Consider the following 24,443-nt stretch of genomic DNA (forward strand, 5'->3'; position numbering starts at 1 on the left):
ACTGGAGATGCCAATTTTCGCACCGATTTCCTGAATCGGCTTCTTGTTCGCCTCACGGGCGATTTCGATGTCGGATTTGTAGCTCATTGGGCAGGGTCCCTGATTGAATGCCGTGCGTGCCGACGCAATACGTCGGTGCTGATCAATCCATACCGTCGTGTACAATCGCAATGGATATGAATTCCGACATAATCATGGCGTGAAACGGCGTTGACCCAGTTCTGGCGCTGTTAGCGCAACATTCCGAGGCTTATGAGGGTTCCCACGCGCGCTGATCCGGCACAAAAAGCGAGACGGAGTCGTTCAGCTTCAACGTTCCCGGACGTTCGATCCAGGCCGTGACGCCGCGACGGCCCCTGGCGGCGGGTTTGAACGTCTTGCCATAGCCTGGAATGTCAGATTCGATTTCTTTCCCTGGATAGATGCAAGGGCGGTTCTCCATATCAACGGTCATCGTAAGCCCATCGAGGGCCTGCAGCCGCGATGAGGGCGGAATATGGGTAAAATCCGGTATTCCCTTTAGCACGATTGACGCCCCCAAATAGGTGGGGTCGAGCGTTTCCAGCCCCATTTCACTTGCGATCTCGTCCATTTCTTCGGACGACAGAATCGTCAACTGACGCACATTTCGAATTTCAGTATCTTCGGGGTACAGGTTCTTCATACGCATACATGAGGCTCGATTGACCCCTGCGTGACGGGCGCCTGTTTCCCCGGCAAAATCAAGATCCAACCGATCGACCGGACGGGCGCGCAGCGAGCCACCTGACGGTACATGCCCCAACCAGACAACCTGCGCCGAATACTCGGTTTTTCGCATCACCGGCATGTGGGGCCTCGCTCCAAATTCCTGACAACGGCTCTTCGCACCGTACGTATCCCGACTGTGAAGTGAAGCAAAAAAGACCCGGGACAATGCCCGGGTCTGATGTACTTAAGCTGAAGGTTCCGGCTCCATCCCGCCATCGGGCGGAGACTTCTTGACCTTTGTCTTGGGAATCGCCGTCACGCTGGGCGCGCTGCCCTCGTCGGGATTGTCACCATCATCATCACCCTCGCTGGGCGATTCACCGTTCATGACGCGTTTGATCTCGTCCCCGGTCAGCGTCTCATATTCCAGAAGACCCTGTGCCAGACGCTCCCATTCCTCGTTCTGTTCGGTCAGAATCTGGTGGGCGCGCTCGTAACCCTGCTGGATCAGACGCTTCACCTCTTCCTCGATCAGCTCTTTGGTATGGGCCGAAACCGAGAAACCGGCGGTATTGCCAGAGTATCCATCATGCGCCTCGGCATAGTCGATATTGCCGACCTTGTCCGACATTCCCCAGCGCATCACCATGGCGCGCGCCAGTTGGCTGGCCTGCATGATGTCACCGGCAGGACCGTTCGAAACGTGGTCTTCGCCGTACTTGATCACCTCTGCGGCTTTGCCCGCCATGGTCATGGCCAGCTTCTGCTCACATTCGTCACGGTGATAGTTCAGGCGATCCATTTCCGGCAGCGAAACAACCATGCCCAGCGCACCACCGCGCGGGATGATCGTCGCCTTGTAGACCGGATCACACAGCGGCAGAGTCAGGCCGACAACGGCGTGACCGGCCTCGTGATAGGCGGTCTTTTCTTTCTGATCCTGGGTCAGCACCATCGAGCGACGCTCGGCCCCCATCATCACCTTGTCCTTGGCATTCTCAAAATCTTCCATGGTGACAAAGCGACGGCCCACGCGCGCGGCCATCAGCGCGGCCTCGTTCACGAGGTTCGCCAAATCCGCACCCGAGAAGCCCGGCGTACCACGCGCGATGATGCGCAGGTCCACATCGGGGCCCAGAGGCGTCTTGCGTGCGTGAACGCCCAGAATCTTTTCGCGGCCTTTGATGTCGGGGTTGCCGACGGTCACGTTGCGATCAAATCGGCCCGGACGCAGCAGCGCAGGGTCCAGAACATCCTTACGGTTGGTGGCCGCCAGAATGATCACGCCTTCGTTGGCCTCGAACCCGTCCATCTCGACCAGCAACTGGTTGAGGGTCTGTTCGCGTTCATCATTACCACCGCCATAACCAGCACCACGATGGCGGCCCACGGCGTCGATCTCGTCGATGAAGACAATACAAGGCGCGTTCTTCTTGGCCTGTTCGAACATGTCGCGGACACGGGATGCACCGACACCAACGAACATCTCTACAAAGTCGGAGCCCGAGATGGTGAAGAACGGCACACCTGCCTCACCCGCAATGGCACGGGCCAGCAGCGTTTTACCGGTACCCGGAGGGCCAACCAGCAGCGCGCCCTTCGGAATCTTACCACCCAGACGGCTGAATTTCTGCGGGTTGCGCAGGAATTCCACGATCTCTTCCAATTCCTCCTTGGCCTCATCAATGCCCGCGACATCGTCAAAGGTCACGCGGCCATGCTTTTCGGTCAGCATCTTGGCCTTGGACTTGCCAAAGCCCATCGCGCCGCCTTTGCCACCGCCCTGCATCCGGTTCATGAAGTAAATCCAGACACCGATCAGCAGCAGGAAAGGCAGCAACGTGATCAGGAAGGACTGAAACCCGGATTGCTGCTGTTTCACGGCCTGAACGGGAATGTTCTCATCGATCAGCAGCTTGGTGACTTCGGCATCGGCGGGTTTGATGGTGACATAGGTCGCGCCGCTTTGCGTGGAATAGCGAATCTGTTCACCGTCCAGCGTCACATTTTTGACTTCGCCGCTTTCAACTGCGCTGACAAAATCGGAATAGGTTCTTTCATTGCTCTGAAGCGTTCCGCCCTGACCACTAAAGAAATTGAACAGTGCAAGGATCAGCAGAAACAGAACGACCCAGAAGGCGATGTTACGAGCGTTGCCCAAGGAATATCTCCCAAAAGATTTCGGCAGGTGGGGGTCTGCCGGTTTGCCCTATAAAATAGAGATGATTCAAGCATGTTCAATGCGATAAAAGCGAAGAGTAAAACTCGGGCCTTTGTGGGGCCATTTCGGCTGTCCAACCGTTGGAATAATCAACTAGGGGTGCAGCAAGCAGGTTTTCACCGCTCCACACGGCAGGCGAGGCCAAAAGCGCCATACGTGGTTTGCCCAATGCGCGCCATTCCGGCACCTGCGGCAAACCAGTCTCACCTAGCGCACGCACCTCGGCGCCCACGGCCCGAGGGCCGGACAGAACCCAGCGGTCATCCCAAAGCTTTTCCGGGGCGGTGATTTCTGTCGCCACGGCGTTTAGCTCTCTGCAAAACCACATTTTATCGCCGAGTGGGATCAACAAACAGCCCGCCAGAGTCAGGGTCTTTGCATCCCGAACGGCTGCCACAGCCTGATCCACGGCAGCCCCGCGCGGCGGATAGCCCGGTCCTGTAATCCACGCGGTGATTCCAACGATCAGCCGTCGTTGGATCTCTGCCGGAAGCCGTTCAAAGCCGTTGCGGTCCACGCAGATGTCCCCGCCATCAACTGCAGTAACCCGTCGTGCGGATTCCTGCGTATAACGCGCCAGTGCTTCACGCGCTTGTGCAAGATTTTCGGCCACGCGCGACAGCGATTGTGCAGAAATCCCCAGCGGTTCCAGCCCTGTCAGGGCTTCACGCGCTTTGATCCGGTCGAATTTAAAGTCCTGATTCGACGGGTCCTCGATCCAACTTGCGCCGATCCGCGACAGGTAGCCGCGCAGGGTTTGCCGAGTGATTCCCAACATCGGGCGCAGCAGCGACACGCCGTTTTGGTCCCGCACCCAAGGCATCCCTGACAATCCTGTCACACCGGCCGCCCGGCCCAACCGCATCAGAACAGTCTCGGCCTGATCATCGGCTGTATGTCCCAAAGCAATCGCCGATATGTCATTCCGGTTCGCCCAGTCGGTCAACAATCGATACCGCGCCTGACGGGCCTGATCCTGCAGATTGCCCGCACCATCCCACCCCTGCCACCGCAGCGTTTCGTGCGGGATATTCAATCCAGCGGCCTGTTCGGCCACGCAAATAGCCTCAGATGCCGATTCGGGGCGCAATCCATGATCCACGGTGGCAGCGAACAGATCGACCTGCTCGGACCGCGCGATTTCATGCAACAGATGCATCAGCGCCACCGAATCCCCGCCACCAGACACGGCGATACCCAAACGTGGCGGCAGTCGGTCAGGCAGCCGCGTGCGGAGTTCAGATCGAAGTGTTTCGGCCTCGCCCGTCAAGAACAGCCCAGCGACGCCATTTCCTGAGTGGCGGCGGATACTGTGGCCGAGGCCGGGAACCGCACGCCAACCTCTGTCAGGGTGATACAGGCCTGTTCGGTTTGTCCCAGACGCCCCAACGCGGCACCCAGTTCAAACAGGGCCTCGGGGGCAAACGCACCCTCGGAATCGCCGGTAAAGCTGGCCAAGAACGCCCGTGCGGCCTCACGCGTGTCACCCAATCCGTCCAGCGCCTGCCCGCGCTTCAAATGTGCTTCGGGCGCAAGCGGGCTGCCTGGATACGACGAATCGAACTGCGCGAACTGGTCGGCTGCGGCCTGAAAATCCCCTTCGGACAGGGCCAGCGCAGCAGCTTCGAAGTCTGATTGTTCGCCGATCGCCAGTTCCCCCTGCTCGCTTACCGAAGAGGGCGTTGGTGAAATGGGTACCGCAGAACCGACCGTAGCTCCTGAATCACCACCCAGGGTCGAGGTTTCGCCAAGCGTACTCAGATCTCCGCCTTCCAGTTCGACCAGACGGAACTCCAGGTCGCCGATCCGGTTGGTGCCATCGGTCACGACGTTCTGAACCCGCTGATTTAGCTGCTCGGTCTGGCTCGTGAGGCGTTGCAACTCGGCCTCGATCGCGTCGACCCGTTCCAGAATGGAACTGCCAGACAGGTTCGGCGCCGGAGATCCGGTCGTCGAAAACTCACGCTTTAGGCGTTGAATCTCCACGTGCAGCACTGTCAATTCCTGACGGATATCCGCCAGCGTCTGCTGATCCTGTGCTTGTGCCACACCGGCGGTCGCAATAACTGCGGCCAGAACCCATCCTGCAAGTCTCATCGTTTTACCCCAAGGTTGAACCGGTCAGCACCGTAACCGCGCGGCGGTTCTTGGAATAGCATTCCTCGGTGCTGCAAATCTCAATCGGGCGTTCCTTGCCGTAGCTGACTGTTGTCAGGCGGTTCCCTGCCACCCCGCGCGAGATCAGATAGTCGCGGGCCGCATTCGCCCGTTTCGCGCCCAGACCAAGGTTATACTCGCGTGTGCCTTGTTCATCTGCATGACCCTCGATAGTAGCCACGAAATCCGGGTTGGCCAAAAGCCAGTCTGCCTGCCCCTGCAAGACCGTTTGCGCCTGTGGCGTCAGTGTGGACTGATCCACTGCAAACAATACCCGGTCGCCAACAGTTTGCTGGAAATAGGCGGGCGAGCGCGGATCGCTGGGCGAGCCCGGCGCAATGGCACCATTTGCGCCATTTCCAAAACCGCCACCCAGTGCCGATGGATCGTTGTTGGTACAGGCGGCGATTACACTCAGCGCGCCTATAGCCAGAACTTTGCCCAATACGTTCATTTCAAGTGCCTCGTTGTTTTATCGGTTTATTGCCGTCTCTGTATCACAGTGCAGGATTTTTGTGAACTTTTCCAACCGCCTGCCCCGATCAATTCTGCAATGGCCCCCAAGACGGATCGCTGCCGCCATCCGGAGTGCGCACCGGATGCAAGTTCCGCCCCGAAATATCCACGGAATACAGCGTCGCCCGCCCGCTGGCCCCCTGCGTTTCGCGGGTAAACATGATGACGCGGCCATTGGGGGACCAGGTCGGCCCCTCATCAAGGAAGGATGAGGTCAGCAGTCGTTCTTCACTGCCATCCGTACGCATGACACCGATGTGAAAACGGCCCTTGTTTTGCTTGGTAAACGCAATCAAATCGCCACGCGGCGACCAGACCGGGGTGCCGTAGCGGCCTTGACCAAAGCTGATCCGTGTTGCCTCACCCCCATTGGCGGGCATGATATACAGCTGCGGTGTGCCCGAGCGGTCGCTTTCAAACACGATCTGCGAACCGTCCGGGGAATAGCTAGGCGCGGTTTCAATGGCCGTCGTATTGGTCAGTCGAACGCTTTGGCCCGAGGCCAGGTCCATCTTCCACAGGTCGGTATTGCCGCCCTGAATCAGCGAATAAACAATCGAGCGGCCATCGGGCGAAAAGCGTGGGGAAAAGCTCATCGTGCCTTCTTGCGTCTGCAATTCGGTTCTTTTCACTCGGTCGACGTCCAGAACATAGATGCGTGGCTGACCGGTTTCATAACTGGTATAGAGCAACCGATCGCCCGACGGCGAAAAGCGCGGGGCAAGGACGATGGCGGCACTGTCAGTCAGGTACTGCACGTTGGCTCCGTCATAATCCATGATCGCCAAACGTTTCAGGCGCTGATCCTTGGGCCCGCTTTCGGAAACAAAGGCCACGCGGCTGTCGAAATATCCGCCCTCTCCCGTGATGCGGCTGTAAACCTGATCGGCTACTTTATGCGCCATGCGTCGCCACCCTTCGGTAGTGCCTGCAAATTGCAGACCGTTGCCCAGTTCCTGACCCGAAAACACATCCCACACCCGGAATCGCACAGTCAGCCGGTTGCCGGAGACGTTCACAGCACCCGTCACCAGCGCATCTGCGTTGATGGCTTTCCAGTCGGCAAACTGGACCGGCGCATCAAAACTACTGACCCGACTGATGAATGCGTCCGATGAGATTTCGCGGAACAGCCCCGTACCGGTCAGGTCGGCGGCTACGACTCGAGAGATGTCGTTGGCATATTGCGCCGCGGCTGGCCCGTCAGGCACAAAATTCGGAACCGCAAAAGGCAAGGGTTCAATGATCCCCTGATCCAGTTCCAGACGCAGCGGTCCGCTCTGTGCGTATACCGGCGCTGTCATAATCGTCAGGCCAAGCAATAGGCTGGTCAGAAATCTCATCATTTGATCCGCATCCTCTCGGGATTGAATGTAATCTCAATATCTTGCCACTGAGCATATTTGTCAGCAGGCAGGTCGTATCCTTTGGCGCCACAGCGCAATATTGCCCGTCTGGCAGCTTCGTAAGCTTGTTTAGCAGACGCCGTTGTTCCGCCCGAGCTATCGATCATACGCAGGCTACCGCCTTCCACCTTCCCTTCACGGGTCAATGAAAATCCAACGACTACAACCGTTTGCAAGGCATCCGTGGACAATGACCCCACGTTCCAACACTGTGACACAGCCAGACGCATTGCATCTTTTTCACCGCTTGTCAGTGGAGGACCAGCAGGCTCACTACTCTCTTGCAAAGCCTCGGCCAAAGCATCTTCAACGGCGCTTTCGTCAACTTGTGTTGGTGGCGTCGACTCCTGCTCCTCAGGTTCTGCCACTACCGGATCTGCCGGTGGCGCGGGTCGGTTTGGCCGCACCTGCGGTCGCGGGGACGTACGCGGAGCGTTCTCTTTGGTTTCCTCGGCTTCGGTCACGATCTGATCCGTGGCCTCTTCCGGAGCGGTTTGATCCTGCTGTTCCTGCTGGGTATCCGCACCCTCATCCAGCGACACAGCGGGCGTTTCCACTTCGTCCGGTTCCGCCTCGGGCGGTGGTGGCGCAATGGGTTCCGGTGCAACCTTGTCAGCGGGGCGCGGCTGCGCCTCGGGGCCCGGAGCCACGGGCAGCACTTCGGTCACTGGCTCGGGCTGATCCAGTGTCGGCGCTTCGTCGACCACTTCGGGTTCTGGCGGAGCCTCGACCGGTTCGGGTACGGGATCGGGCTCGGGTTCAGCTGGGGTCACAACCTCGGGTGGGGTTTGTTCTTCTTCAACCGGTGCGGGCGGTGTCACATCTTCGGTGGGCACTTCGGGCGGTTGCAGGGCAACGGGTGTCGACACCTCAGGCGCGGTGCGCTGTGCGGTTAAAGCATCGAACTGATCAACCGAGACCACCGACACCTCCTGCACAGCCATAGGCAGGGGGTCGGACCGGAACGTGCCGCCGAAAAAAGCCCATCCAATCAAGACGACATGGGCAATAGCCGAGATCTTGGTGCCGGTATCCACCGCGCGGCCTCACTCTCCACCTTCGTCCAGGGCCGGCCCGCCGCTATCGGTCACAAGACCCACATTGGAAAACCCACCCGCATTTAACGCACCCATTACCTGCATCACCTGCGCGTAAGGAATCGCCCCGTCGGCCCGCAGGAACACGCGATCACTGCTGCGTTCTGCCGCAATGGCGCGCAGTTTGCCAATCAACTCTTCGCGCACCACGTCCGTCGTCTGGATCTGCACGCGTCCATCCGCGGTCAGTGTTACGGTCAGTGGTTCTTCGTTATCGCCGGGCAAGGCACTGGCCGCCGTTTTCGGCAAGTCTACAGGCACCCCAACGGTCAAAAGCGGGGCCGCAACCATGAAAATAATCAGCAACACCAGCATGACATCCACAAACGGCGTCACGTTGATTTCGGCCATTGGCTGCGCCCGGCCGCGACGCCGCCCGCGTCTGCGCCCGTTCCCACCACCGTTTTGCTGAACTGCCGCGCCCATCGTTAGCTGTCCAACTGTCGCGACAGGATGGTGGCGAACTCGTCAGCAAAGGCTTCGTACCCGCCAACGATCCGGTCACTATCCGCACTGAGCTTGTTGTAGAAAATGACCGCCGGGATCGCCGCCAGCAGGCCCAGACCCGTGGCCAGCAACGCCTCGGCAATACCCGGCGCCACAACGGCGAGGTTTGTGTTCTGTTGCTCGGCAATCTCGATAAAGGCGTTCATGATGCCCCAAACGGTTCCAAATAGACCAATAAACGGCGCGGTCGAGCCGACGGTCGCCAGAATAGGAAGGCCCTTTTGCAGCGTCTCAGCCTCTTTCGCGATGGCAACGTCCATGGATCGGTCGATCCGCGCCGTGGCCCCGGCGATCAGCCCGCCATCAGTGCGATGAGACCGCCGCCATTCGATCATACCGGCGGCAAAAATCTTTTCCGAACTGCCATCAGGCTGCGTTCCAATCTGTTCGAACAGCTCATCAAGGGGGTTCCCTGACCAGAAGCTTTCATCAAACACCTGGGCCTCACGTCGTGCCGCGCGGTAGTTGATCAGCTTTTGAATGATGATGCCCCAGGACCAGATAGATGCGCCGATCAGCATCAGCATCACCAGTTTGACGATAAAGGTCGCGCGGGCATACAGCCCCCACATGGAGAAATCGATCTCCTGCGCCAGCGCCAGCGTTTCAGCTTCCATGAACCTGCTCTTTGTTTTGCCTGTTGGCCGTTCGTTTGGCCTTGTTTTGTCAAACGCTAACCCAGATGGTCCTGAAAAGCCAACAGAACCACCCCAACGCCGCAATTTGTTACAGCAATGCGCGAATCTCTGCCGGAAGCCGCACCGGTTTGCCCTGTGCATTCATGCAAACAGCGGTGACAGTGGCACGAAAAATCTCGGTTTCGCCTCTTTTTACCAACTGCCCCATCGTAAGCCGAACGCCCGAGCGTGAAATGAAATGAGTTTCGATGGTCAACTCATCGTCGAACTTGGCCGGGGCCAGGTAATCCGCCTCAATCCGCCGGATGACCCAAACTATCCCATCATCGCGCATCGCATTTTGGTCATTGCCCAACCGGCGCACATAGTCCGACCGGGCGCGCTCGATGTATTTCAGGTAATTCGCGTGATAGACCACGCCGCCCATGTCGGTGTCTTCATAATAGACCCGAACCGAATAGATGTGCTTTTGCGGGTCGGTCATACTGGCATTCCATCCTGTTGAAATCTTTGGAACGGGGCAGGACATGCCTCACACAGATACAGGCCAACGCGCAATCCCTATAAGGTTACAAAAAATCTGGTCACCCAACACTTGGTATCGAAATTTATCCCCTAGCTGGTTAGGCTGACCAAATAGAGGTTTGAATTTAAAGGGGATCCCATGGCCACCCCCCACCGAGAAGAGGGCAAATTCCCACTGCCCATCCTGCAGGGTATCGTGCCGATCAAGCGGTCGTCCCTGCCGACTGAGGTTCTTGCCGGACTGACCTTTGCCTGTCTCGCGATCCCCGAGGTGATGGGCTACACCAAAATCGCAGGCACCCCTGTGGTGACGGGACTGTACACGATCCTGATACCGATGGCGCTGTTCGCCCTGTTCGGATCATCGCGGCATCTTGTCGTGGGGGCGGATTCCGCCACGGCGGCCATAACTGCGTCTGCTCTGGCGGGTATGGCGGTGTCAGGATCTTCGGAATATCTGGCGCTGGCCTCTCTGCTGGCGCTGATGGCAGCAGTGCTGTTGATTGCCGCGCGCCTGATCGGCCTTGGCTTTCTAGCCGATTTCTTATCTCGGACAGTACTGGTTGGCTTTCTGACTGGCGTAGGCATTCAGGTGGCCACGGGAGAGGTGCCCGGAATGCTGGGGATCGAGGCGTCGGGCCACGGAACGCTGGCCAAACTTCAGGGCTTGATACAGCACTATGACCAGACAAGCTGGCCAACGATCGCGGTATCCTTGTCCGTTCTGGTCGTCGTCATTGGGTGCAAAAGTTTATCGCCCAAAATACCCGGCCCGCTGATCGCAATTTTGGGCATCATCCTTTGCAGTTGGACTTTCCAGTTCAGCGCGGCGGGCGTCACCGTGCTGGGCGCAGTTTCCGGTGGCCTGCCCGCCCTTTCAATCCCGGATGTGGATTGGAACTGGGCTCTGTTCAAGCAACTGACCCCTACCGCCCTGTCGATCTTTGTGGTGATCCTTGCCCAGAGCGCCGCAACCTCGCGCGCTTATGCGGCCCGGTACGAGGACAAGTTCAGCGAAAACACCGATCTTGTCGGGTTGGGTTTGGCCAATCTCGGCGCGGCCTTTACTGGCACTTTCGTCGTCAACGGCAGCCCCACCAAAACCGAGATGGTGGCCAGCGCCGGAGGCCGCAATCAAATCGCGCAACTGACGACGGTGGCGATTGTTCTGGTGGTGATCCTGTTTCTGACCGGGCCGCTTGCGTTCCTGCCCAATGCCGCGCTGTCCGCGGTAGTTTTCCTGATCGGTGTAAAGCTAATCGATTTGAAGGGCCTTGCTGCCATTTATCGTCAGGCACGGTCAGAATTCTGGATCGCGGTGGCCACAGCAGGTGTTGTGGTTCTGATCGGGGTCGAGCAAGGGATCATCTTTGCCATGGTTCTGTCGCTGATCGACCACACGCGCCGGGGATACCACCCCAAGAACGCGATCATCGCCCAAAGCCCTGATGGCGGCTGGCAGATAAGTCCCGTCACCACGTCAAACCAGTTCAAACCCGGCCTGGTGATCTATCGCTTTTCCCACAGCCTCTATTACGCCAACACGCAACGGCTGTCGGACGAGGTCGCTTCAATCGTCAATAGGGCCGACCCCAAGTTGCGGTGGTTCTGCATCGAAGCTTCTGCCATTGATGATGTGGATTTCACCGCAGGTTACTCATTGCGAAATATCCACAACTTGCTGCAGTCCAAAAACATTCGACTGGTTTTTCTGCTGGTCGAACCGGATGTCCGCAAAGAACTGGACCGCTACGGTGTCACCGATCTGGTCGGGCCTGACGCATACTTTGACACCGGCAGCGATCTAATTAAGGCGTTTCAGCACCAGAGCAAACCACTTGCCTAGGCTTTATTGCGGCGCTTGTAGCCGCGCAAACAGCCTCAGCGCGTGTGACGCATCCTGCGCAGCCCCGGGCAGGATCGGGTCATAGGCCGCGCGGATCACCTCGGCGATTTCGGGTCGCAGAACGGTTGTTTCCCCGGCAACAGCCAATGGGGATTGGGTCCGAAATGCGGTGTCCGACCACAGCAAGATGGTCTGCACCACCTGGCTAAGCGCGAGTGTTTCCGCCGGAACCTTGGACAGTTCCTTGTCCATTCTCAGAAAAACAAAAGCCGCGCGGATCGCTCCGTCTTCTTCAAAGCGGAAAATCCGGTACTGGTTGGCATCCGCAGCCACCAGACGATCCACCAGGGGTGCCAGATCGGGGATCAGCCGATCCAGATCGGGAACCTCCAGCAACTCTTGCCAGTCGCGGAAAAAGAACACCATGCAATTGGCGCCTAGTTCCGGATCCGTTTCGGCCATCTTGTGCCCGGCCAATGCCACCACGGCCTCGATCGCGCCTTTGACGGTTGCCAGTGTTTCATCCTCAACACCAAAGACAATCGGCACGATGGGGCGCCCCCAACGGGCAAACAGAAACTCACCACTTTCGCGCGTAAACAGCGCCTCGATCTGATCGGGTGTCACGCCCTGCCCCTTTTCTGAATCAAATACGGCCGCCGGTGGCATAAAATCTAATGGTGCGTACTTCAACCAAACAGATCGCTCTGTCCCTTCGGTGCAGCCATGCCCAGATGCGTCCATGCCTTTTGCGCCAACATCCGGCCGCGCGGGGTGCGTTGGATTAGACCCTGTTGCAACAAGAAGGGCTCGATCACCTCTTCCAGCGAATCGCGGCTTTCCGACAGCGCCGCCGACAGGGTCTCAATCCCCACCGGACCACCTGCGTAATTCTCGGCAATCAGCTTCAGATAGCGCCGGTCTGCGCCATCCAACCCCAGATGATCCACGCCCAGCCGCGTCAAGGCCCCGTCCGCCAGTTCGCGCGTGATCCGGCCGTCGCCTTCGACAATGGCGAAATCGACAACCCGCCGCAGCAGCCGCCCAGCAATCCGCGGTGTTCCGCGCGAACGTCGCGCAATCTCACGCGCACCGTCATCATCCGCAGGTGCCCCCAGTTTTCGGGCGTTGCGGGTGACAATCTCATGTAACTCGTCGACCGTATAAAACTGCAGCCTGGTCGGTATCCCGAAGCGGTCGCGCAGCGGCGTGGTCAGCAGACCCATCCGCGTGGTCGCACCGACCAGCGTAAAGGGCTGCAATTCAATCCGAACGGTCCGGGCGGCAGGGCCTTCGCCGATCACCAGATCCAGTTCGAAATCCTCCATCGCCGGATACAGCACTTCTTCGACCGCTGGGTTCAGACGGTGAATTTCGTCGATAAACAGCACGTCCCGCGATTCAAGATTGGTCAGGATCGCCGCCAGATCCCCCGCCTTGGCCAGCACCGGCCCCGAGGTCATGCGGAAATTCACCCCCAACTCACGCGCCATAATCTGCGCCAGAGTGGTTTTCCCCAGCCCCGGAGGGCCGTGAAACAACGTGTGATCCATTGCCTCGCCCCGCTGACGGGCGGATTGGATGAAGATACGCAGATTGGCGCGTGCCTCGGCCTGACCGATGAATTCGTCCAGACCCTGCGGACGCAGGGCGCGGTCATTATCCTCGGGCATCGGCTCGGGCCGCAGGGTGGGATCTGCATCTACCATTCAATCACCCCTTCGGAGCAAGCAGTTTCAGCGCTGCTCGGATCAGATCAGCCTCACCCGCGTCAGGCAGGTTGGCTGCCGCTTCGGCCACGGCGGATGCCGCGTCAGACGGCCCATACCCCAGATTTGACAGCGCCGACAACGCCCCTGCCGAGGCCGCCGCAGCCCCCGAAGCCTGCTTCACCGCTCGCTTCGGCGCAGGTGCCGGTTCCGCCAGTTCGACAACCTCTAGCTCTGGGCCGTCCATTGCCTCGGTTACGGTTCCGCCCATGGCCATCACACCCGGCGCCTTGTCCTTGAGGTCCAGCACAATGCGCTGCGCGGTCTTTGGTCCGACACCCTTGGCCGCCTTAACCGCGCCCCAGTCGCCCAGAGCAATTGCACGGCTGACCCCATCGGGGCCCAATGCCGAAAGGATAGCCAAAGAAACCTTGGCCCCAACCCCCTGCACCGAGCACAGCAGCCGGTGCCATTCCTTTTCGACCAATGACAGAAAACCATAAAGCTGCATCAGGTCTTCGCGCACCACCATGTCGGTGTAGATCGAGACAGCCTCACCCACCCCCGGCAGCGCCGCCATCGTCCGATCCGAGCAATAGACGAGGTAACCCACGCCGCGCACGTCGATCAGCACGTGATCCGCCGCGCGATAATCTAGCCGCCCCGTCAGTTTCCCAATCATGCCCGCACCTCTTTCATGCGCGCCTGTGGCGCTGTGCCGTAATACGAATGACAGATTGCAATCGCCAGCGCATCCGCCGCATCCGCCCCTTTGGGCTGACACCCAGGCAGCTGTAGTTTGACCATGTGAAGTACCTGCTCTTTTTCGGCATGACCGACACCCACAACCGTTTTCTTGACCCGGTTGGGTGCATATTCCCCCACCGGCAATCCGGCCTGCGCCAGTGTCAGCAAGGCCACTCCGCGCGCCTGACCAAGCTTTAGCGTTCCGGCCCCATCTTTGTTGACGAAGGTCTGTTCGATAGCTGCCTGATCAGGTTGATGCTCGGCGATGACCTCGACGATCTGATTGTGCAGTGACAACAACCGCTCACCCAGATCATCCCCGTCCGACTTGCACAAACCGTTGGCAACATGGGTCAGACGGCTGCCATGTGATTCGATGACGCCCCATCCCAGGGTCCTTAGCCCCGGATCAATGCCCAGAATTCGCATGTCGTGCCTCGGCCTGCTCGGGTTTTTTGTGATCTTTGTTTCCGATTAGCACGAAGCGTGAACATTTTCCAAGCGAATTGACGCGAAGTCTGAAAACGACACACCTAACCCACCCGCGACAGCGCGGCCTGTTTGCGACAGCGAAATGCCTGAATTCGACACGTTTCATGACCGTTAAATGGCTAATAAATTAAGGCTTTTTTAGAAATAATCACCCTTGCAAAAATTGCATAGGACACATGCAATTTCTGCTCTTGCGCGGCCAAATCCACGTCACTAGATGCCCGCTTAGTATCAAAACTGTAACACCAACCAGAAGGAAACAGGATATGGCTGCATTGGACACCACCCGCGCCACCACTGGCTCATTCGGCCTCGTCGGCCGTATCGGCGCAACTTTCGCATCGGTCGTAAACGCCGTCGCAGAATGGAATGACGCCCGTGTAACCCGCAACACGCTGAGCGGTCTGACTGATCGCGAGCTGGAAGATATCGGCCTGTGCCGCGGCGATATTGACGTCGTGGTGGAAGGTCGTCGGTAAGACGCAACCATCACTCATTCGCCCCTTTCCTCGCTCAGGGGCACAAAAGAACGCCGCGCATTTCACGATGCGCGGCGTTTCATTTCAAAGCTGACCGAATTCAGCGAATGAGGCTATTGATATTCGTCGCCAAAAACTCTGACACGGGGTCAATCTGCATGACCCAGGCGCCGGCCTGTTCAACCGACGTACCCTGCGCCAGACTATCAACGCGATATTGATAGGCCGAAGCGCCAAGGCTGGTTAGCAAAAAGGTCTTGAATGCAAACAGCCCAGCAAGACAGATCAAAAGCAGCTTAGCCGGAACCGCAGATTTGACTCGCTGCGGTTTCATCACCACCAGGCCATCTTTGCGCATCGTGGCGCGATAGCCCCGGCTGAGCTTGGCGTGTTTCTTGTTCAGGCGATGAACGCGCTGACCAAATTCCAGTTGTTTTCCCGTCATGGCAGCCTCCAATAAACCGCCCCCGTAACCACGTCCTGACGGTAGTTACAGATTGCGACAAAAAAGAGGCAAGAATCCATGAAACTCCTGAAAATGGTCTAAATTACGCCCTGTTTGCTTAAGATTAGCGTTGTCCATTCACCAATCTCATCTCTTTTAGTCAAATTGAACCCGTTTTGTAGATAAACCGAGATCACATCATCGGCCTGCTCATTGAGGATTCCCGAAAGAACTGCATATCCTCTGGCCCGCAGATTCGCTCCGATTTCGGGGGACAAGGCAACCAGTGGGCCTTTAAGAATATTGGCAAAAATCAGGTCGTAAGGGGCGTGCGACTGCAGATCCGGGTGATCGAATCCAGCGGCTTCGATGCATTGAACCCTACCGGCCATATCGTTGGCTTTCAGATTGGCTTCGGCCACATCTACCGCAACCTGATCTATGTCGCTGGCGATGATATCACCGTCCCAAACCCGCGCGGCGGCCATGGCCAAAACGGCAGTCCCGCAGCCGATATCGGCAACTTTGGATGCCGTGAATCCATCGTCCAGCAGGAAATCCAGCGCCTTGAGGCAACCCAAGGTCGTGCCATGGTGACCGGTGCCAAAGGCCATCGCGGCCTCGATCAATAGCGGGATGCGCCCTTCGGGCAGCTTATCGGCATCGTGGCTGCCATAGACGAAGAACCGCCCTGCCTCGACCGGGGCGAGTTCGCGGCGCACATGGGCAACCCAATCGGTTTCGGGCAGTTCCGAAACCACAAACGGCTTGGCCTCGAAGGCCGCGGCCAGAACGGCCAATGCGGTGTCATCGGGGGCTTCGGTAAAATAACCACCAACTTCCCACAGGCCCGAGCCGTCTTCGACCTCGAACACGCCGACACCGGTGGGTTCCGGTTCTAGCCGCTCCATCGCTTCGCCCAGACCTTCGGCGGCTTTCCTGCCGGTCAGAGTGGTAAGCGCAGTGAATGTGGGCATGGGGGCCTCCTGTCTCAGTTGAAACAGCGCCTAGGGCGTGGGCCCGCCAAGGTCAAGCAGTTGCACTTATTCTGCTGGGGCCGGGGCGTATTTCGACAGGATGGTTTCGTTGCCAGCCTCAGGATGGCGCGGGATCAGCAGCGATAAGCCCAGCGACACCATCGCCATCGCGGCGGCCAGTGCAAAGACCGCTCCAGGCGAGGCCACCCAAAGCAGGCCCAGCAACGCAGGCAGGAACACTGCCGCGATGTGGTTGATGGTAAAGGCCACAGCCGCCGTGGGCGCGATATCGGCCGGATCGGCGATCTTCTGGAAATAGGTCTTCAGCGCCAAAGCCAGCGCAAACAAAACGTGGTCGATCACATAGAGGGTTGCGGCCAGTATGACGCCCCAGCCAAACCAGTAGATGCCGCCATATGCGGCGAACACGATGGCCAGACCGGCATATTCAAAGATCAGCGTACGCCGTTCACCGAACCGTGCCACCGCCTTGCCCAGCAACGGGGCGGCCATCATGTTGATCATCAGATTGATCAGATAGAGGCTGGTCAGTTCATGCACTTCAAATCCGAACTTCTCGACCATCATAAAGCCTGCGAAGACGACGAAAATCTGCCGCCGAGCGCCAGCCATGAACTGCAAGGCATAATACAACCAGTACCGGCGACGCAGGACCAGTTTCTTGGTCTGCGGCGTAGGCGCATCAAATTGTGGGAAAGCGAACAAGCAAAACAGCGCCAGAAGGGCCGTTGCTCCACCTGCCGCCATAAACACGAAGTTATAGGACAGATCGAACCGTTCCCAGGTCAGCACGATCAAACCATACACAACCGCCGTAGCTGCCGAGCCCATTGCAACCAGCCAACCCAGTACCTGCGGTGCGCGGTCCTTAGGCAACCATTGCAGTTGCAGCGATTGGTTGACGGTTTCGTAGTAGTGAAAGCCTATCGAACTGAACAGGGTAACGAACAGCAGCCCGCCCAAACTTGGGAACCACGCCGTCACCGCCGTTGCCACACCCAGCATCATCAGCGAGATCATCGCCAGCACTTGTTCGCGGATAAAGATGATCACCGCGATCACGCCGATGGCAAGAAAGCCAGGAATCTCACGAACCGTGTGCAACAGGCCGATATCTGCACCGTCGAAATTGGCAACTTCGATCACGAAGTTGTTCAACAGCGCGCTCCACGCGTTGAAGGCAATGGGCATGGTCAACGCCATTACGAACAAGAGCGTCACCGGGCGGCGCCAGAACGGAAGGCTCTGTGCCTCAGCAAGGGGCATGGGTTTCAGCATGAGACCCCTCTACGCCCATTTATGCTGCTTGGCGAGAGGAAAGCTGCACATGCACAATCGCTCTGCGCCAGTGCAGAGTCAGTAAAAGCTCTGCGGGTCGATGTCCACAGTCAGTCGGATGTCGCCTTTCAGGCGCAATGGGGCGATCCAACGGGCGATAGCGTCTTGAATAGGCGCACCTTTCGGGGCTTTGACCAGCAGGCGTACACGGTGTCTGCCCCGGATACGCGCGATGGGCGCGGGGGCCGGGCCGAACACGTGCGCCCCAATCTCGCGCAGCGGTGCATCGTTTCGGGCCATGGCATTGCCGATATCAAAGACAGGGCCGACCTCGGGCCCGGACAAAACGATCCCGGCCATGCGCCCGTAAGGCGGCACGCCAGCCGCCTGCCGCCCTGCGGCCTCGGCCTTCCAGAAACCTTCCTCGTCACCCGACAGAATGGCGCGGATCACCGGATGTTCTGGCTGAAACGTCTGTAACAACGCCTGCCCCGGCTTGTCCGCGCGCCCAGCCCGACCTGCGACTTGTCGCATCAACTGGAACGTGCGTTCGGCGGCGCGCAGGTCGGCGCCATGCAGGCTGAGATCAGCATCAATAACTCCCACCAAGGTCAGTTTGGGAAAGTTATGTCCCTTGGCCACCAGCTGCGTGCCGATAATGAGGTCGGCATCCCCCTCGGCGATCTCCTCGATCTTGGCCTTCAACGCCCGCGCCGATCCGAACAGATCAGAGCTGAGCATCGCGATCTTAGCTTCGGGGAATGTCGCCTCGGCCTCTTCTGCCAACCGTTCGATCCCGGGCCCGACCGGGGCCAGCTTGCCTTCGACACCGCACGAGGGGCAGGCGCCAGGCATCGGTTTGGTCTCACCACATTGATGGCACATCAGACGCTTGAGAAACCGGTGTTCAACCATCCGCGCATCACAGTGATCGCAGGCAATCTGTTCGCCGCATGCCCGACACAACGTCACCGGCGCATAACCGCGGCGGTTGATGAACAAAAGCGACTGCTCGCCCCTTTCGATCCGCTGCCCCACCGCCTGCCGCAAGCTTGGAGAAATCCACGTTCCCGGCTGCATCTGCTCGGCCCGCATGTCGATCGGCTTCATCTCAGGCAGTACTGCCGCCCCAAACCGCGATGTCAGGTCGAGCCGCTCATACTTCCCCGCCTCGGCATTGGCCCAGCTTTCCAGCGACGGCGTGGCGCTGGCCAGAATCACCCGTCCTCCGCAAATGGCTGACCGCAGAACCGCCATGTCACGGGCGCTGTAATGTACTCCGTCTTCCTGTTTGTACGAGGTGTCGTGTTCTTCATCGACCACAACCAAACCCAAATCCCGAAACGGCAGGAACAACGCCGAACGCGCGCCCACGACCAGTTGCGCGTCACCCTGCCCGACCATCCGCCAAACCCGGCGGCGTTCGGTCATTGTCGCACCCGAGTGCCACTCGGCCGGGCGCGCGCCAAACCGCGCCTCAACCCGCGTCAGGAATTCGGCGGTAAGGGCAATCTCGGGCAGCAACACCAGCGCCTGCCGACCCATCCGCAACGCCTCGGCCACAGCTTCCAGATAGACCTCGGTCTTGCCTGAGCCGGTCACCCCCTTCAGCAATGTCGTTCCATAGTCGCCGGTACGCTGACCGGTCTGCAACTTAGCAACCGCTGCCGCCTGATCCTCGGTCAGGGTCTTGCCCGGCAGATCCGGATCCAACTGTGGATAGGGCAAATCGCGCGGGCTGTCCTCCTCGCGCACGGCACCCTGTTTCACCAAGCCTTTGACAACTGACGATGTCACACCAGCCTGTTCCGCCAATTCCTTCAGCGTAAATGCCAACCCGCCATAGTCCTGCAGAACCTCCAGAACGCGGGTCCGTGCGTCGGTCATCCGGTCTGGCTCACCTTGTCCAAGGCGGTAAATCTTGCGCATTGACGGTGGATCACCCAGTCCAGGCGCGCGCGTCGCCAACCGCAGCATTGATGGCATCGGCGTCAGCGTGTAGTCAGCCACGCGCCCCAGAAACACGCGCATCTCTTCGCGCATCGGCGCAACCTCAAGCACGCGGATCACCGATCGGGCCTTGCTTAGATCAAAGCCGCCCTGCCCTGGCCCCCACACCACGCCTAGAACCTTGCGCGGGCCCAGCGGCACCTCGACAAACGCGCCCAGAAAACACCCGCCCTCGGGCGCCTTGTAATCCAGCGTCCGGTCCAGCGGCTGTGCGGTCAGCACGGCCACCAGCTCACCTTGGTCGAAATACTCCTGAGTGCTCAATGCATATCCTTGGGCCAGGGGGTTTCAGCATGGGTCTCTTTGAGGTAAAGGCATCCGCGACCAAGGCCAACCCATCAAAGGACTGCCCTCATGAAATTCTTCGTAGACACCGCCGAGATCGACGCCATCGCCGAACTGAACGATCTGGGCATGGTGGACGGCGTAACCACCAACCCCTCGCTGATCCTGAAATCGGGACGCGACATTCTGGAAGTGACCAAAGAGATCTGCGATCTGGTCGACGGCCCCGTGTCCGCCGAAGTGGTTGCGACCGAAGCCGACGATATGATCGCCGAAGGGCGCAAGCTGGCCAAGATCGCGCCGAATATCGCTGTCAAAGTACCGCTGACATGGGCCGGCCTGAAGGCCTGTAAAACGCTGACCGACGAAGGCCAGATGGTTAACGTGACCCTGTGCTTCTCAACCAATCAGGCGATTCTGGCTGCCAAGGCGGGTGCAACATTCATCTCGCCCTTTATTGGCCGTCTGGATGACATCAACCTCGACGGCATGGACCTGATTGCCGACATCCGTCAGGTCTATGACAATTATGGGTACGAGACCGAGATTCTGGCGGCTTCGATCCGCACCGTGAACCACGTGACAGATAGCGCCCGCATCGGTGCAGATGTGATCACCGCACCACCCGCCGTGATCAAAAAGTTGGCGGATCACCCGCTGACGGACAAGGGTCTTGAAACCTTCCTGGCTGATTGGGCCAAGACCGGTCAGAAAATCCTCTGATCCTGTAACGCACCCGCGCGGCGCCTTCAGGCGTCGCGCCCGGCCCAACTGCAGAATCTGATCTTCTGATCAGTGTATTGCAGGCGGGAGCTTTTCCGACACAGCCCAAGTTTAATTCTACTTTTGCCTGTATTTTTTCCAAGGCAAATGCACCAACCCGTGTTATAAGCCGCTCAACAAAAAAAGACCGGACGGGACATGAGCAGCAACACCAAACTCAAGGATAATCTCCGCGCCGCGATTCTGGCTGAACCGGACGCTGTGCTGGACGACAAGGATCTGATGCAGGCGCTGGTCGCAGCCAACGAACAGGCGCGCGGTGACAATGTCATCGACCTGCGCGGCATCGCCATGCAACGGCTTGAGGCGCGGCTGGATCGGCTTGAGGACACGCACCGTTCGGTCATTGCAGCGGCATACGAAAACCTTGCGGGCACAAATCAGGTGCATCGCGCCATCCTACGCCTGCTGGAACCGGTCGAGTTCGAAGATTTTCTGCGCGCGCTAGGCAGCGACGTGGCCGAGATTCTGCGCGTCGATCACATCACGTTGGTTCTGGAAACAACAGTGATGCAGGAAGATCAGGCAATCGAAAAACTGGGCGGCGTGCTGACCGTGGTCGAGCCGGGCGCAATCAACGCCTATCTCAGCCAAGACCGCGGCGGCCCCGCACGCGAGGTTGTTCTACGTCAGGTTCCAAACCCAAATCCCCGGATTTTTGGGGCTACGGCCAATCAGTTCAGGTCCGAGGCCTGTTTGAAATTGAATTTGGGCGATGGGCGCTTGCCCGGCATGATTGTCATGGGATCCAAAGACGCCAACCATTTCACTCCGCAACTGGGCACCGATCTGCTGTCGTTTTTTGCCAGTGTGTTCGAACGATCAATGCGCCACTGGTTGTCATGAGCCTGATCTCTCCGGCCTGTCGCGATGCGTTGCAGCATTGGCTGGACAGTCTGGGGGCGTTGGCCGGACGGTCTGAGAATACGCAGACCGCTTATCGCGGCGATATTACAGATTTCCTGTCCTTCATGACCCTGCACCACAGCGAGCGGCAGGGTCTGGCGGCGTTGGCGCGGATCACGGTATCCGACATGCGCGCCTGGATGGCCGATCAACGCGCATCTGGCGTGGGCGCACGCTCGCTTGCCCGCAAACTTTCGGCCGTCAAAAGCTTTTATCGCTGGCTGTCCGAACGTGAGGGGTTTGAACCCACGGCCGTGCTGTCGACCCGCGCGCCAAAGTTTACCAAGAAACTGCCCCGGCCACTGGCCGAAGACGCCGCCCGCGCCATGATCGAAACGGTCGAGCTGCAATCGACAAGCGATTGGGTCTCGGCCCGTGACGTGGCGGTGGTCACGCTGCTCTATGGCTGCGGCCTGCGCATTTCCGAGGCGCTCTCACTGACCGGCGCAGATGCCCCCCTGCCGGAGACCCTGCGCATCATCGGCAAAGGCGACAAAGAGAGAATCGTCCCGGTTCTGCCCGTGGCCCGCGCAGCGGTGGACCACTACCTGCGACTTTGTCCGCACCTGCAGGCCAAGGACAAAGCACTGTTTCGTGGCGTGCGCGGCGGCCCACTGAATCCACGCGCGATACAGGGGGTAATGGCCAAGGCCCGAATGCAACTCGGCCTGCCGGCAACAGCCACACCGCACGCGATGCGACACAGCTTTGCCACACATCTTCTGTCCGCCGGAGGAGACCTGCGCGCCATTCAGGAATTGCTTGGACACGCATCGCTTTCGACCACACAGACATACACTGCTGTGGATACAGCGCGGTTGATGGAGGTCTACAACCGCGCCCATCCCAAAGCGTGATGTCTCTACATCGTAACGTTGGGTACTCACTCTAATCTTGCTTTTGGTTTGCATCTGCCGAATGCATCGTACATGAACCCTTCATGACTCTTAGATTCAAAGCCCTTTCCGTCCATCTGTTCACTGCCACAGGTGCTGTTTTCGCAATGCTGGCCATGTTGGCGGCCGTCGAGGAAAAATGGAGCCTGATGTATCTGTGGCTGGTGGTCTCGTTTATCGTGGACGGGATCGACGGGCCGTTGGCGCGGCACTACCATGTCAAAAAGAATGCGCCCGAATTCGACGGGGTGCTGTTGGATCTGATCATCGACTATCTGACCTATGTATTCATTCCGGCCTTCGCGCTGTTCAAATCCGGGCTGATGGATGGCTGGACCGGTTGGTTTGCCATCATTGTCATCACTTTTGGTAGTGCGATGTATTTTGCAGACACTCGCATGAAAACAAAAGATAATTCATTTTCTGGCTTCCCCGGTTGCTGGAACATGTTCGTGATCGTCATATTTGCGTTAGAGCCCAATTTCTGGGTCATCCTGCTGCTGGTGTCGCTGTTGTCCCTGGCGATGTTCCTGCCGCTGAAATTCATCCACCCGGTGCGGACCGAGCGGTGGCGTGCGGTGTCGCTGCCGATGGCTTTTGCCTGGACATTCTTTGCAGGCTGGGCGGCCTGGGTCGATTTCCACCCCGAAAGCTGGGCGCACTGGGGTCTGGTGATAACTAGCTTGTATCTGGTCTTCGCAGGAATAGCGCAACAGATCGTCCCGCAGCGCAAAAGCGCAGGCTACAAGACCTCTTGAACCTCGAACTCGGTGCCGTTGTGGGTGAACACGTCACCCTCTTGCAGGCCGACCATGGCCAGATAAATCGGGCTTTGTGTTGAGATGCCCATGTAGGTTTTGCCGTCCACATCGAACCGCGTGGTCGAAACGCAGACCACGAAGCGGCGATTGTTGAACTTGACGACGGCCCCTGGCTGCACCCTATCGGTGATATTGAAATCGGTGTTTTCAATCACATCAATCTTGGCGTGATGGGCATGCACAGGGGCATCAAAAGCCGCCGCCAGATCCGCGTTCTCGCGCGAGGCCGCGATATCGTCCTTGTCATGCCCTTCCCGGTCATCCAGCTGAGAATCCTTCAGGAAAGCGTCGTAATGGGCCTGTGCCGTCGCCAATTCCTGTGCTTCCAATGACATCAGTTTATCAATGATGGCCTTTTTTCGGACGGCCGGGTCTGTTGAGGCAGTCATGCAATGCGATCCCTTGAATTCTCTATCTGATACAAGTTGAGCCTCAACCAGCCGGATTGCAACAGATTTCCGTGATCAGATCAGCAGGCCCGCTGCCCGTTCATGGCGCAGCAGGGCGACTTTGGTCTCAATCCCGCCATCCCCCGAAAAGCCACCCAGACTGTTGGCAGCCAGTACCCGGTGGCACGGGATAATCACCGGAATCGGGTTGGATCCGCAGGCCTGCCCCACCGGTTGAGGCGGTTGGCCCAGTTCCTTCGCGATATCTCCGTAAGTCCGTGTTTCGCCCAGCGGGATGGCAAACATTAGATCGCAAACCTGCTTTTGAAAATCGGAACCAGTTATGCGGTATGGCAGGTCAAACTGGTCCAGTTTCCCCTGATCATAGGCCTTCAGCTGTGCGGCGGCCTCTTGCAGCAGCGGGGTCTCGAGTCCTTCATCCCGCCCATTCCACACAAGACGTGTGACGGCGCCATCAGTTTCTTCGACGCCAAGTCGACCAAACTGGGTTTCAACGGCAATCATCGGCATGACGGCAGCGTTTCAGATCGCCAGGCTGGGCGCAAGAAGAGAAAACCCCCGGCGTGTGGGCCGGGGGGTCA

General features: G+C 58.6%; 26 protein-coding genes. 6 read left to right on the forward strand and 20 right to left on the reverse strand.

The annotated features are described in order from the left end of the window. Window positions 1-250: 250 nt before the first annotated feature. The 10 genes from ACR0AL_RS18515 to ybgC all read right to left on the reverse strand — a co-directional run bounded on the left by ACR0AL_RS18515 (window position 251) and on the right by ybgC (window position 9,716). Entirely contained in the window at window positions 251-829 is a 579-nt protein-coding gene (locus tag ACR0AL_RS18515) for an MOSC domain-containing protein (protein WP_480648911.1), read from the reverse strand. A gap of 105 nt (window positions 830-934) precedes the next feature. Continuing rightward, a complete protein-coding gene (ftsH, locus tag ACR0AL_RS18520; RefSeq protein ID WP_170362401.1) occupies window positions 935-2,851 on the reverse strand; it encodes an ATP-dependent zinc metalloprotease FtsH in 1,917 nt (638 codons plus the stop codon). Window positions 2,852-2,927: 76 nt separating this feature from the next. Then, window positions 2,928-4,181 carry a tRNA lysidine(34) synthetase TilS gene (gene tilS / locus ACR0AL_RS18525; RefSeq protein WP_170414251.1) on the reverse strand — a complete coding sequence of 418 codons (1,254 nt, stop codon included), beginning with the start codon at window positions 4,179-4,181 and terminating at the stop codon, window positions 2,928-2,930. Further along, window positions 4,178-5,008 (reverse strand): tol-pal system protein YbgF, encoded by an 831-nt coding sequence (gene ybgF, locus ACR0AL_RS18530; protein WP_170399274.1) that lies wholly within the window; start codon window positions 5,006-5,008, stop codon window positions 4,178-4,180. Before ybgF ends, tilS begins: the two co-directional genes overlap by 4 nt. Window positions 5,009-5,012: 4 nt before the next feature. Next, the gene (gene pal, locus ACR0AL_RS18535) at window positions 5,013-5,522 is read right to left on the reverse strand and encodes a peptidoglycan-associated lipoprotein Pal (protein WP_170351705.1); all 510 of its coding nucleotides are present in this window, start codon (window positions 5,520-5,522) and stop codon (window positions 5,013-5,015) included. Window positions 5,523-5,610: 88 nt separating this feature from the next. Beyond that, entirely contained in the window at window positions 5,611-6,930 is a 1,320-nt protein-coding gene (gene tolB / locus ACR0AL_RS18540) for a Tol-Pal system beta propeller repeat protein TolB (protein ID WP_170351706.1), read from the reverse strand. Beyond that, window positions 6,927-8,027 (reverse strand): energy transducer TonB, encoded by a 1,101-nt coding sequence (locus tag ACR0AL_RS18545; RefSeq protein WP_170362404.1) that lies wholly within the window; start codon window positions 8,025-8,027, stop codon window positions 6,927-6,929. The genes tolB and ACR0AL_RS18545 overlap by 4 nt, the downstream gene beginning before the upstream one ends. Window positions 8,028-8,036: 9 nt before the next feature. Continuing rightward, on the reverse strand, window positions 8,037-8,513 hold the full coding sequence (gene tolR, locus ACR0AL_RS18550; protein WP_170351708.1) for a protein TolR: 477 nt from the start codon (window positions 8,511-8,513) through the stop codon (window positions 8,037-8,039). A 2-nt stretch (window positions 8,514-8,515) separates the two neighbouring features. Then, window positions 8,516-9,211, reverse strand: a complete 696-nt coding sequence (gene tolQ, locus ACR0AL_RS18555) for a protein TolQ (RefSeq protein ID WP_170351709.1) — start codon at window positions 9,209-9,211, stop codon at window positions 8,516-8,518. Between the two features lie 109 nt (window positions 9,212-9,320). Beyond that, window positions 9,321-9,716, reverse strand: a complete 396-nt coding sequence (gene ybgC, locus ACR0AL_RS18560; protein ID WP_170351710.1) for a tol-pal system-associated acyl-CoA thioesterase — start codon at window positions 9,714-9,716, stop codon at window positions 9,321-9,323. 180 nt (window positions 9,717-9,896) lie between these two features. On the opposite strand from ybgC, the gene ACR0AL_RS18565 reads away from it, so the two are divergent. Next, window positions 9,897-11,603 carry a SulP family inorganic anion transporter gene (locus tag ACR0AL_RS18565; protein WP_480664198.1) on the forward strand — a complete coding sequence of 569 codons (1,707 nt, stop codon included), beginning with the start codon at window positions 9,897-9,899 and terminating at the stop codon, window positions 11,601-11,603. A 3-nt stretch (window positions 11,604-11,606) separates the two neighbouring features. On the opposite strand, the gene ACR0AL_RS18570 is transcribed toward ACR0AL_RS18565, so the two are convergent. From ACR0AL_RS18570 to ruvC, 4 genes are all read right to left on the reverse strand, one after another. Beyond that, window positions 11,607-12,230 carry a hypothetical protein gene (locus ACR0AL_RS18570; protein ID WP_368040042.1) on the reverse strand — a complete coding sequence of 208 codons (624 nt, stop codon included), beginning with the start codon at window positions 12,228-12,230 and terminating at the stop codon, window positions 11,607-11,609. 62 nt (window positions 12,231-12,292) lie between these two features. Then, window positions 12,293-13,312 carry a Holliday junction branch migration DNA helicase RuvB gene (gene ruvB, locus ACR0AL_RS18575; RefSeq protein WP_058283170.1) on the reverse strand — a complete coding sequence of 340 codons (1,020 nt, stop codon included), beginning with the start codon at window positions 13,310-13,312 and terminating at the stop codon, window positions 12,293-12,295. Window positions 13,313-13,316: 4 nt separating this feature from the next. After that, on the reverse strand, window positions 13,317-13,994 hold the full coding sequence (gene ruvA, locus ACR0AL_RS18580) for a Holliday junction branch migration protein RuvA (protein ID WP_170351713.1): 678 nt from the start codon (window positions 13,992-13,994) through the stop codon (window positions 13,317-13,319). Then, window positions 13,991-14,488, reverse strand: coding sequence for a crossover junction endodeoxyribonuclease RuvC (gene ruvC, locus ACR0AL_RS18585; RefSeq protein WP_170351714.1), 498 nt, complete (start codon window positions 14,486-14,488; stop codon window positions 13,991-13,993). The genes ruvA and ruvC overlap by 4 nt, the downstream gene beginning before the upstream one ends. A gap of 329 nt (window positions 14,489-14,817) precedes the next feature. Here ruvC and ACR0AL_RS18590 point away from each other — a divergent pair, with 329 nt between their 5' ends. Continuing rightward, a complete protein-coding gene (locus ACR0AL_RS18590) occupies window positions 14,818-15,030 on the forward strand; it encodes a DUF1127 domain-containing protein (RefSeq protein ID WP_170351715.1) in 213 nt (70 codons plus the stop codon). Between the two features lie 100 nt (window positions 15,031-15,130). Here the strand turns inward: ACR0AL_RS18590 and ACR0AL_RS18595 are convergent, their stop codons facing one another. The 4 genes from ACR0AL_RS18595 to ACR0AL_RS18610 all read right to left on the reverse strand — a co-directional run bounded on the left by ACR0AL_RS18595 (window position 15,131) and on the right by ACR0AL_RS18610 (window position 20,025). After that, a complete protein-coding gene (locus ACR0AL_RS18595) occupies window positions 15,131-15,475 on the reverse strand; it encodes a hypothetical protein (protein ID WP_170351716.1) in 345 nt (114 codons plus the stop codon). A 98-nt stretch (window positions 15,476-15,573) separates the two neighbouring features. Beyond that, complete coding sequence (locus ACR0AL_RS18600) at window positions 15,574-16,452, reverse strand: 50S ribosomal protein L11 methyltransferase (RefSeq protein ID WP_480664200.1); 879 nt, start codon at window positions 16,450-16,452, stop codon at window positions 15,574-15,576. 66 nt (window positions 16,453-16,518) lie between these two features. After that, window positions 16,519-17,751: an MFS transporter gene (locus tag ACR0AL_RS18605; RefSeq protein WP_170399256.1), complete on the reverse strand. Its 1,233-nt coding sequence runs from the start codon at window positions 17,749-17,751 to the stop codon at window positions 16,519-16,521. 78 nt (window positions 17,752-17,829) lie between these two features. After that, window positions 17,830-20,025 (reverse strand): primosomal protein N', encoded by a 2,196-nt coding sequence (locus tag ACR0AL_RS18610; RefSeq protein WP_170351719.1) that lies wholly within the window; start codon window positions 20,023-20,025, stop codon window positions 17,830-17,832. Between the two features lie 90 nt (window positions 20,026-20,115). Here ACR0AL_RS18610 and fsa point away from each other — a divergent pair, with 90 nt between their 5' ends. The 4 genes from fsa (at window position 20,116) to ACR0AL_RS18630 (ending at window position 23,389) form a co-directional block, all read left to right on the forward strand. After that, window positions 20,116-20,769 (forward strand): fructose-6-phosphate aldolase, encoded by a 654-nt coding sequence (gene fsa, locus ACR0AL_RS18615; protein ID WP_170351720.1) that lies wholly within the window; start codon window positions 20,116-20,118, stop codon window positions 20,767-20,769. Between the two features lie 198 nt (window positions 20,770-20,967). Beyond that, window positions 20,968-21,675 (forward strand): DUF484 family protein, encoded by a 708-nt coding sequence (locus ACR0AL_RS18620; protein WP_170351721.1) that lies wholly within the window; start codon window positions 20,968-20,970, stop codon window positions 21,673-21,675. Beyond that, the gene (locus ACR0AL_RS18625) at window positions 21,672-22,592 is read left to right on the forward strand and encodes a tyrosine recombinase XerC (protein WP_170351722.1); all 921 of its coding nucleotides are present in this window, start codon (window positions 21,672-21,674) and stop codon (window positions 22,590-22,592) included. The genes ACR0AL_RS18620 and ACR0AL_RS18625 overlap by 4 nt, the downstream gene beginning before the upstream one ends. A gap of 83 nt (window positions 22,593-22,675) precedes the next feature. Continuing rightward, window positions 22,676-23,389, forward strand: a complete 714-nt coding sequence (locus ACR0AL_RS18630; protein WP_170351723.1) for a CDP-alcohol phosphatidyltransferase family protein — start codon at window positions 22,676-22,678, stop codon at window positions 23,387-23,389. On the opposite strand, the gene ACR0AL_RS18635 is transcribed toward ACR0AL_RS18630, so the two are convergent. Together ACR0AL_RS18635 and ACR0AL_RS18640 are read right to left on the reverse strand one after the other, a co-directional pair. Further along, complete coding sequence (locus tag ACR0AL_RS18635; RefSeq protein ID WP_170351724.1) at window positions 23,374-23,841, reverse strand: hypothetical protein; 468 nt, start codon at window positions 23,839-23,841, stop codon at window positions 23,374-23,376. The two genes, ACR0AL_RS18630 and ACR0AL_RS18635, sit on opposite strands and share 16 nt — an antisense overlap. 75 nt (window positions 23,842-23,916) lie before the next feature. Next, entirely contained in the window at window positions 23,917-24,372 is a 456-nt protein-coding gene (locus ACR0AL_RS18640) for a methylated-DNA--[protein]-cysteine S-methyltransferase (protein WP_170351725.1), read from the reverse strand. Between the last annotated feature and the right edge of the window lie 71 nt (window positions 24,373-24,443).

It is taken from the genome of Ruegeria sp. BB1, from assembly GCF_056539465.1.

Excerpts from the sequence above, each read along its gene's own strand:
- ACR0AL_RS18605 (WP_170399256.1), bottom strand. The coding sequence starts at position 17,751 with ATGCTGAAACCCATGCCCCTTGCTGAGGCACAGAGCCTTCCGTTCTGG.
- ybgC (WP_170351710.1), bottom strand. The coding sequence starts at position 9,716 with ATGACCGACCCGCAAAAGCACATCTATTCGGTTCGGGTCTATTATGAA.
- tolQ (WP_170351709.1), bottom strand. The coding sequence starts at position 9,211 with ATGGAAGCTGAAACGCTGGCGCTGGCGCAGGAGATCGATTTCTCCATG.
- ACR0AL_RS18600 (WP_480664200.1), bottom strand. The coding sequence starts at position 16,452 with ATGCCCACATTCACTGCGCTTACCACTCTGACCGGCAGGAAAGCCGCC.
- pal (WP_170351705.1), bottom strand. The coding sequence starts at position 5,522 with ATGAACGTATTGGGCAAAGTTCTGGCTATAGGCGCGCTGAGTGTAATC.
- ruvC (WP_170351714.1), bottom strand. The coding sequence starts at position 14,488 with ATGCGAATTCTGGGCATTGATCCGGGGCTAAGGACCCTGGGATGGGGC.
- tolR (WP_170351708.1), bottom strand. The coding sequence starts at position 8,513 with ATGGGCGCGGCAGTTCAGCAAAACGGTGGTGGGAACGGGCGCAGACGC.
- ACR0AL_RS18595 (WP_170351716.1), bottom strand. The coding sequence starts at position 15,475 with ATGACGGGAAAACAACTGGAATTTGGTCAGCGCGTTCATCGCCTGAAC.
- ACR0AL_RS18565 (WP_480664198.1), top strand. The coding sequence starts at position 9,897 with ATGGCCACCCCCCACCGAGAAGAGGGCAAATTCCCACTGCCCATCCTG.
- ACR0AL_RS18635 (WP_170351724.1), bottom strand. The coding sequence starts at position 23,841 with ATGACTGCCTCAACAGACCCGGCCGTCCGAAAAAAGGCCATCATTGAT.
- ruvA (WP_170351713.1), bottom strand. The coding sequence starts at position 13,994 with ATGATTGGGAAACTGACGGGGCGGCTAGATTATCGCGCGGCGGATCAC.
- ACR0AL_RS18590 (WP_170351715.1), top strand. The coding sequence starts at position 14,818 with ATGGCTGCATTGGACACCACCCGCGCCACCACTGGCTCATTCGGCCTC.
- ybgF (WP_170399274.1), bottom strand. The coding sequence starts at position 5,008 with ATGAGACTTGCAGGATGGGTTCTGGCCGCAGTTATTGCGACCGCCGGT.
- ACR0AL_RS18620 (WP_170351721.1), top strand. The coding sequence starts at position 20,968 with ATGAGCAGCAACACCAAACTCAAGGATAATCTCCGCGCCGCGATTCTG.
- tolB (WP_170351706.1), bottom strand. The coding sequence starts at position 6,930 with ATGATGAGATTTCTGACCAGCCTATTGCTTGGCCTGACGATTATGACA.
- ACR0AL_RS18630 (WP_170351723.1), top strand. The coding sequence starts at position 22,676 with ATGACTCTTAGATTCAAAGCCCTTTCCGTCCATCTGTTCACTGCCACA.
- fsa (WP_170351720.1), top strand. The coding sequence starts at position 20,116 with ATGAAATTCTTCGTAGACACCGCCGAGATCGACGCCATCGCCGAACTG.
- ruvB (WP_058283170.1), bottom strand. The coding sequence starts at position 13,312 with ATGGTAGATGCAGATCCCACCCTGCGGCCCGAGCCGATGCCCGAGGAT.
- ACR0AL_RS18625 (WP_170351722.1), top strand. The coding sequence starts at position 21,672 with ATGAGCCTGATCTCTCCGGCCTGTCGCGATGCGTTGCAGCATTGGCTG.
- ACR0AL_RS18640 (WP_170351725.1), bottom strand. The coding sequence starts at position 24,372 with ATGCCGATGATTGCCGTTGAAACCCAGTTTGGTCGACTTGGCGTCGAA.
- ACR0AL_RS18515 (WP_480648911.1), bottom strand. The coding sequence starts at position 829 with ATGCCGGTGATGCGAAAAACCGAGTATTCGGCGCAGGTTGTCTGGTTG.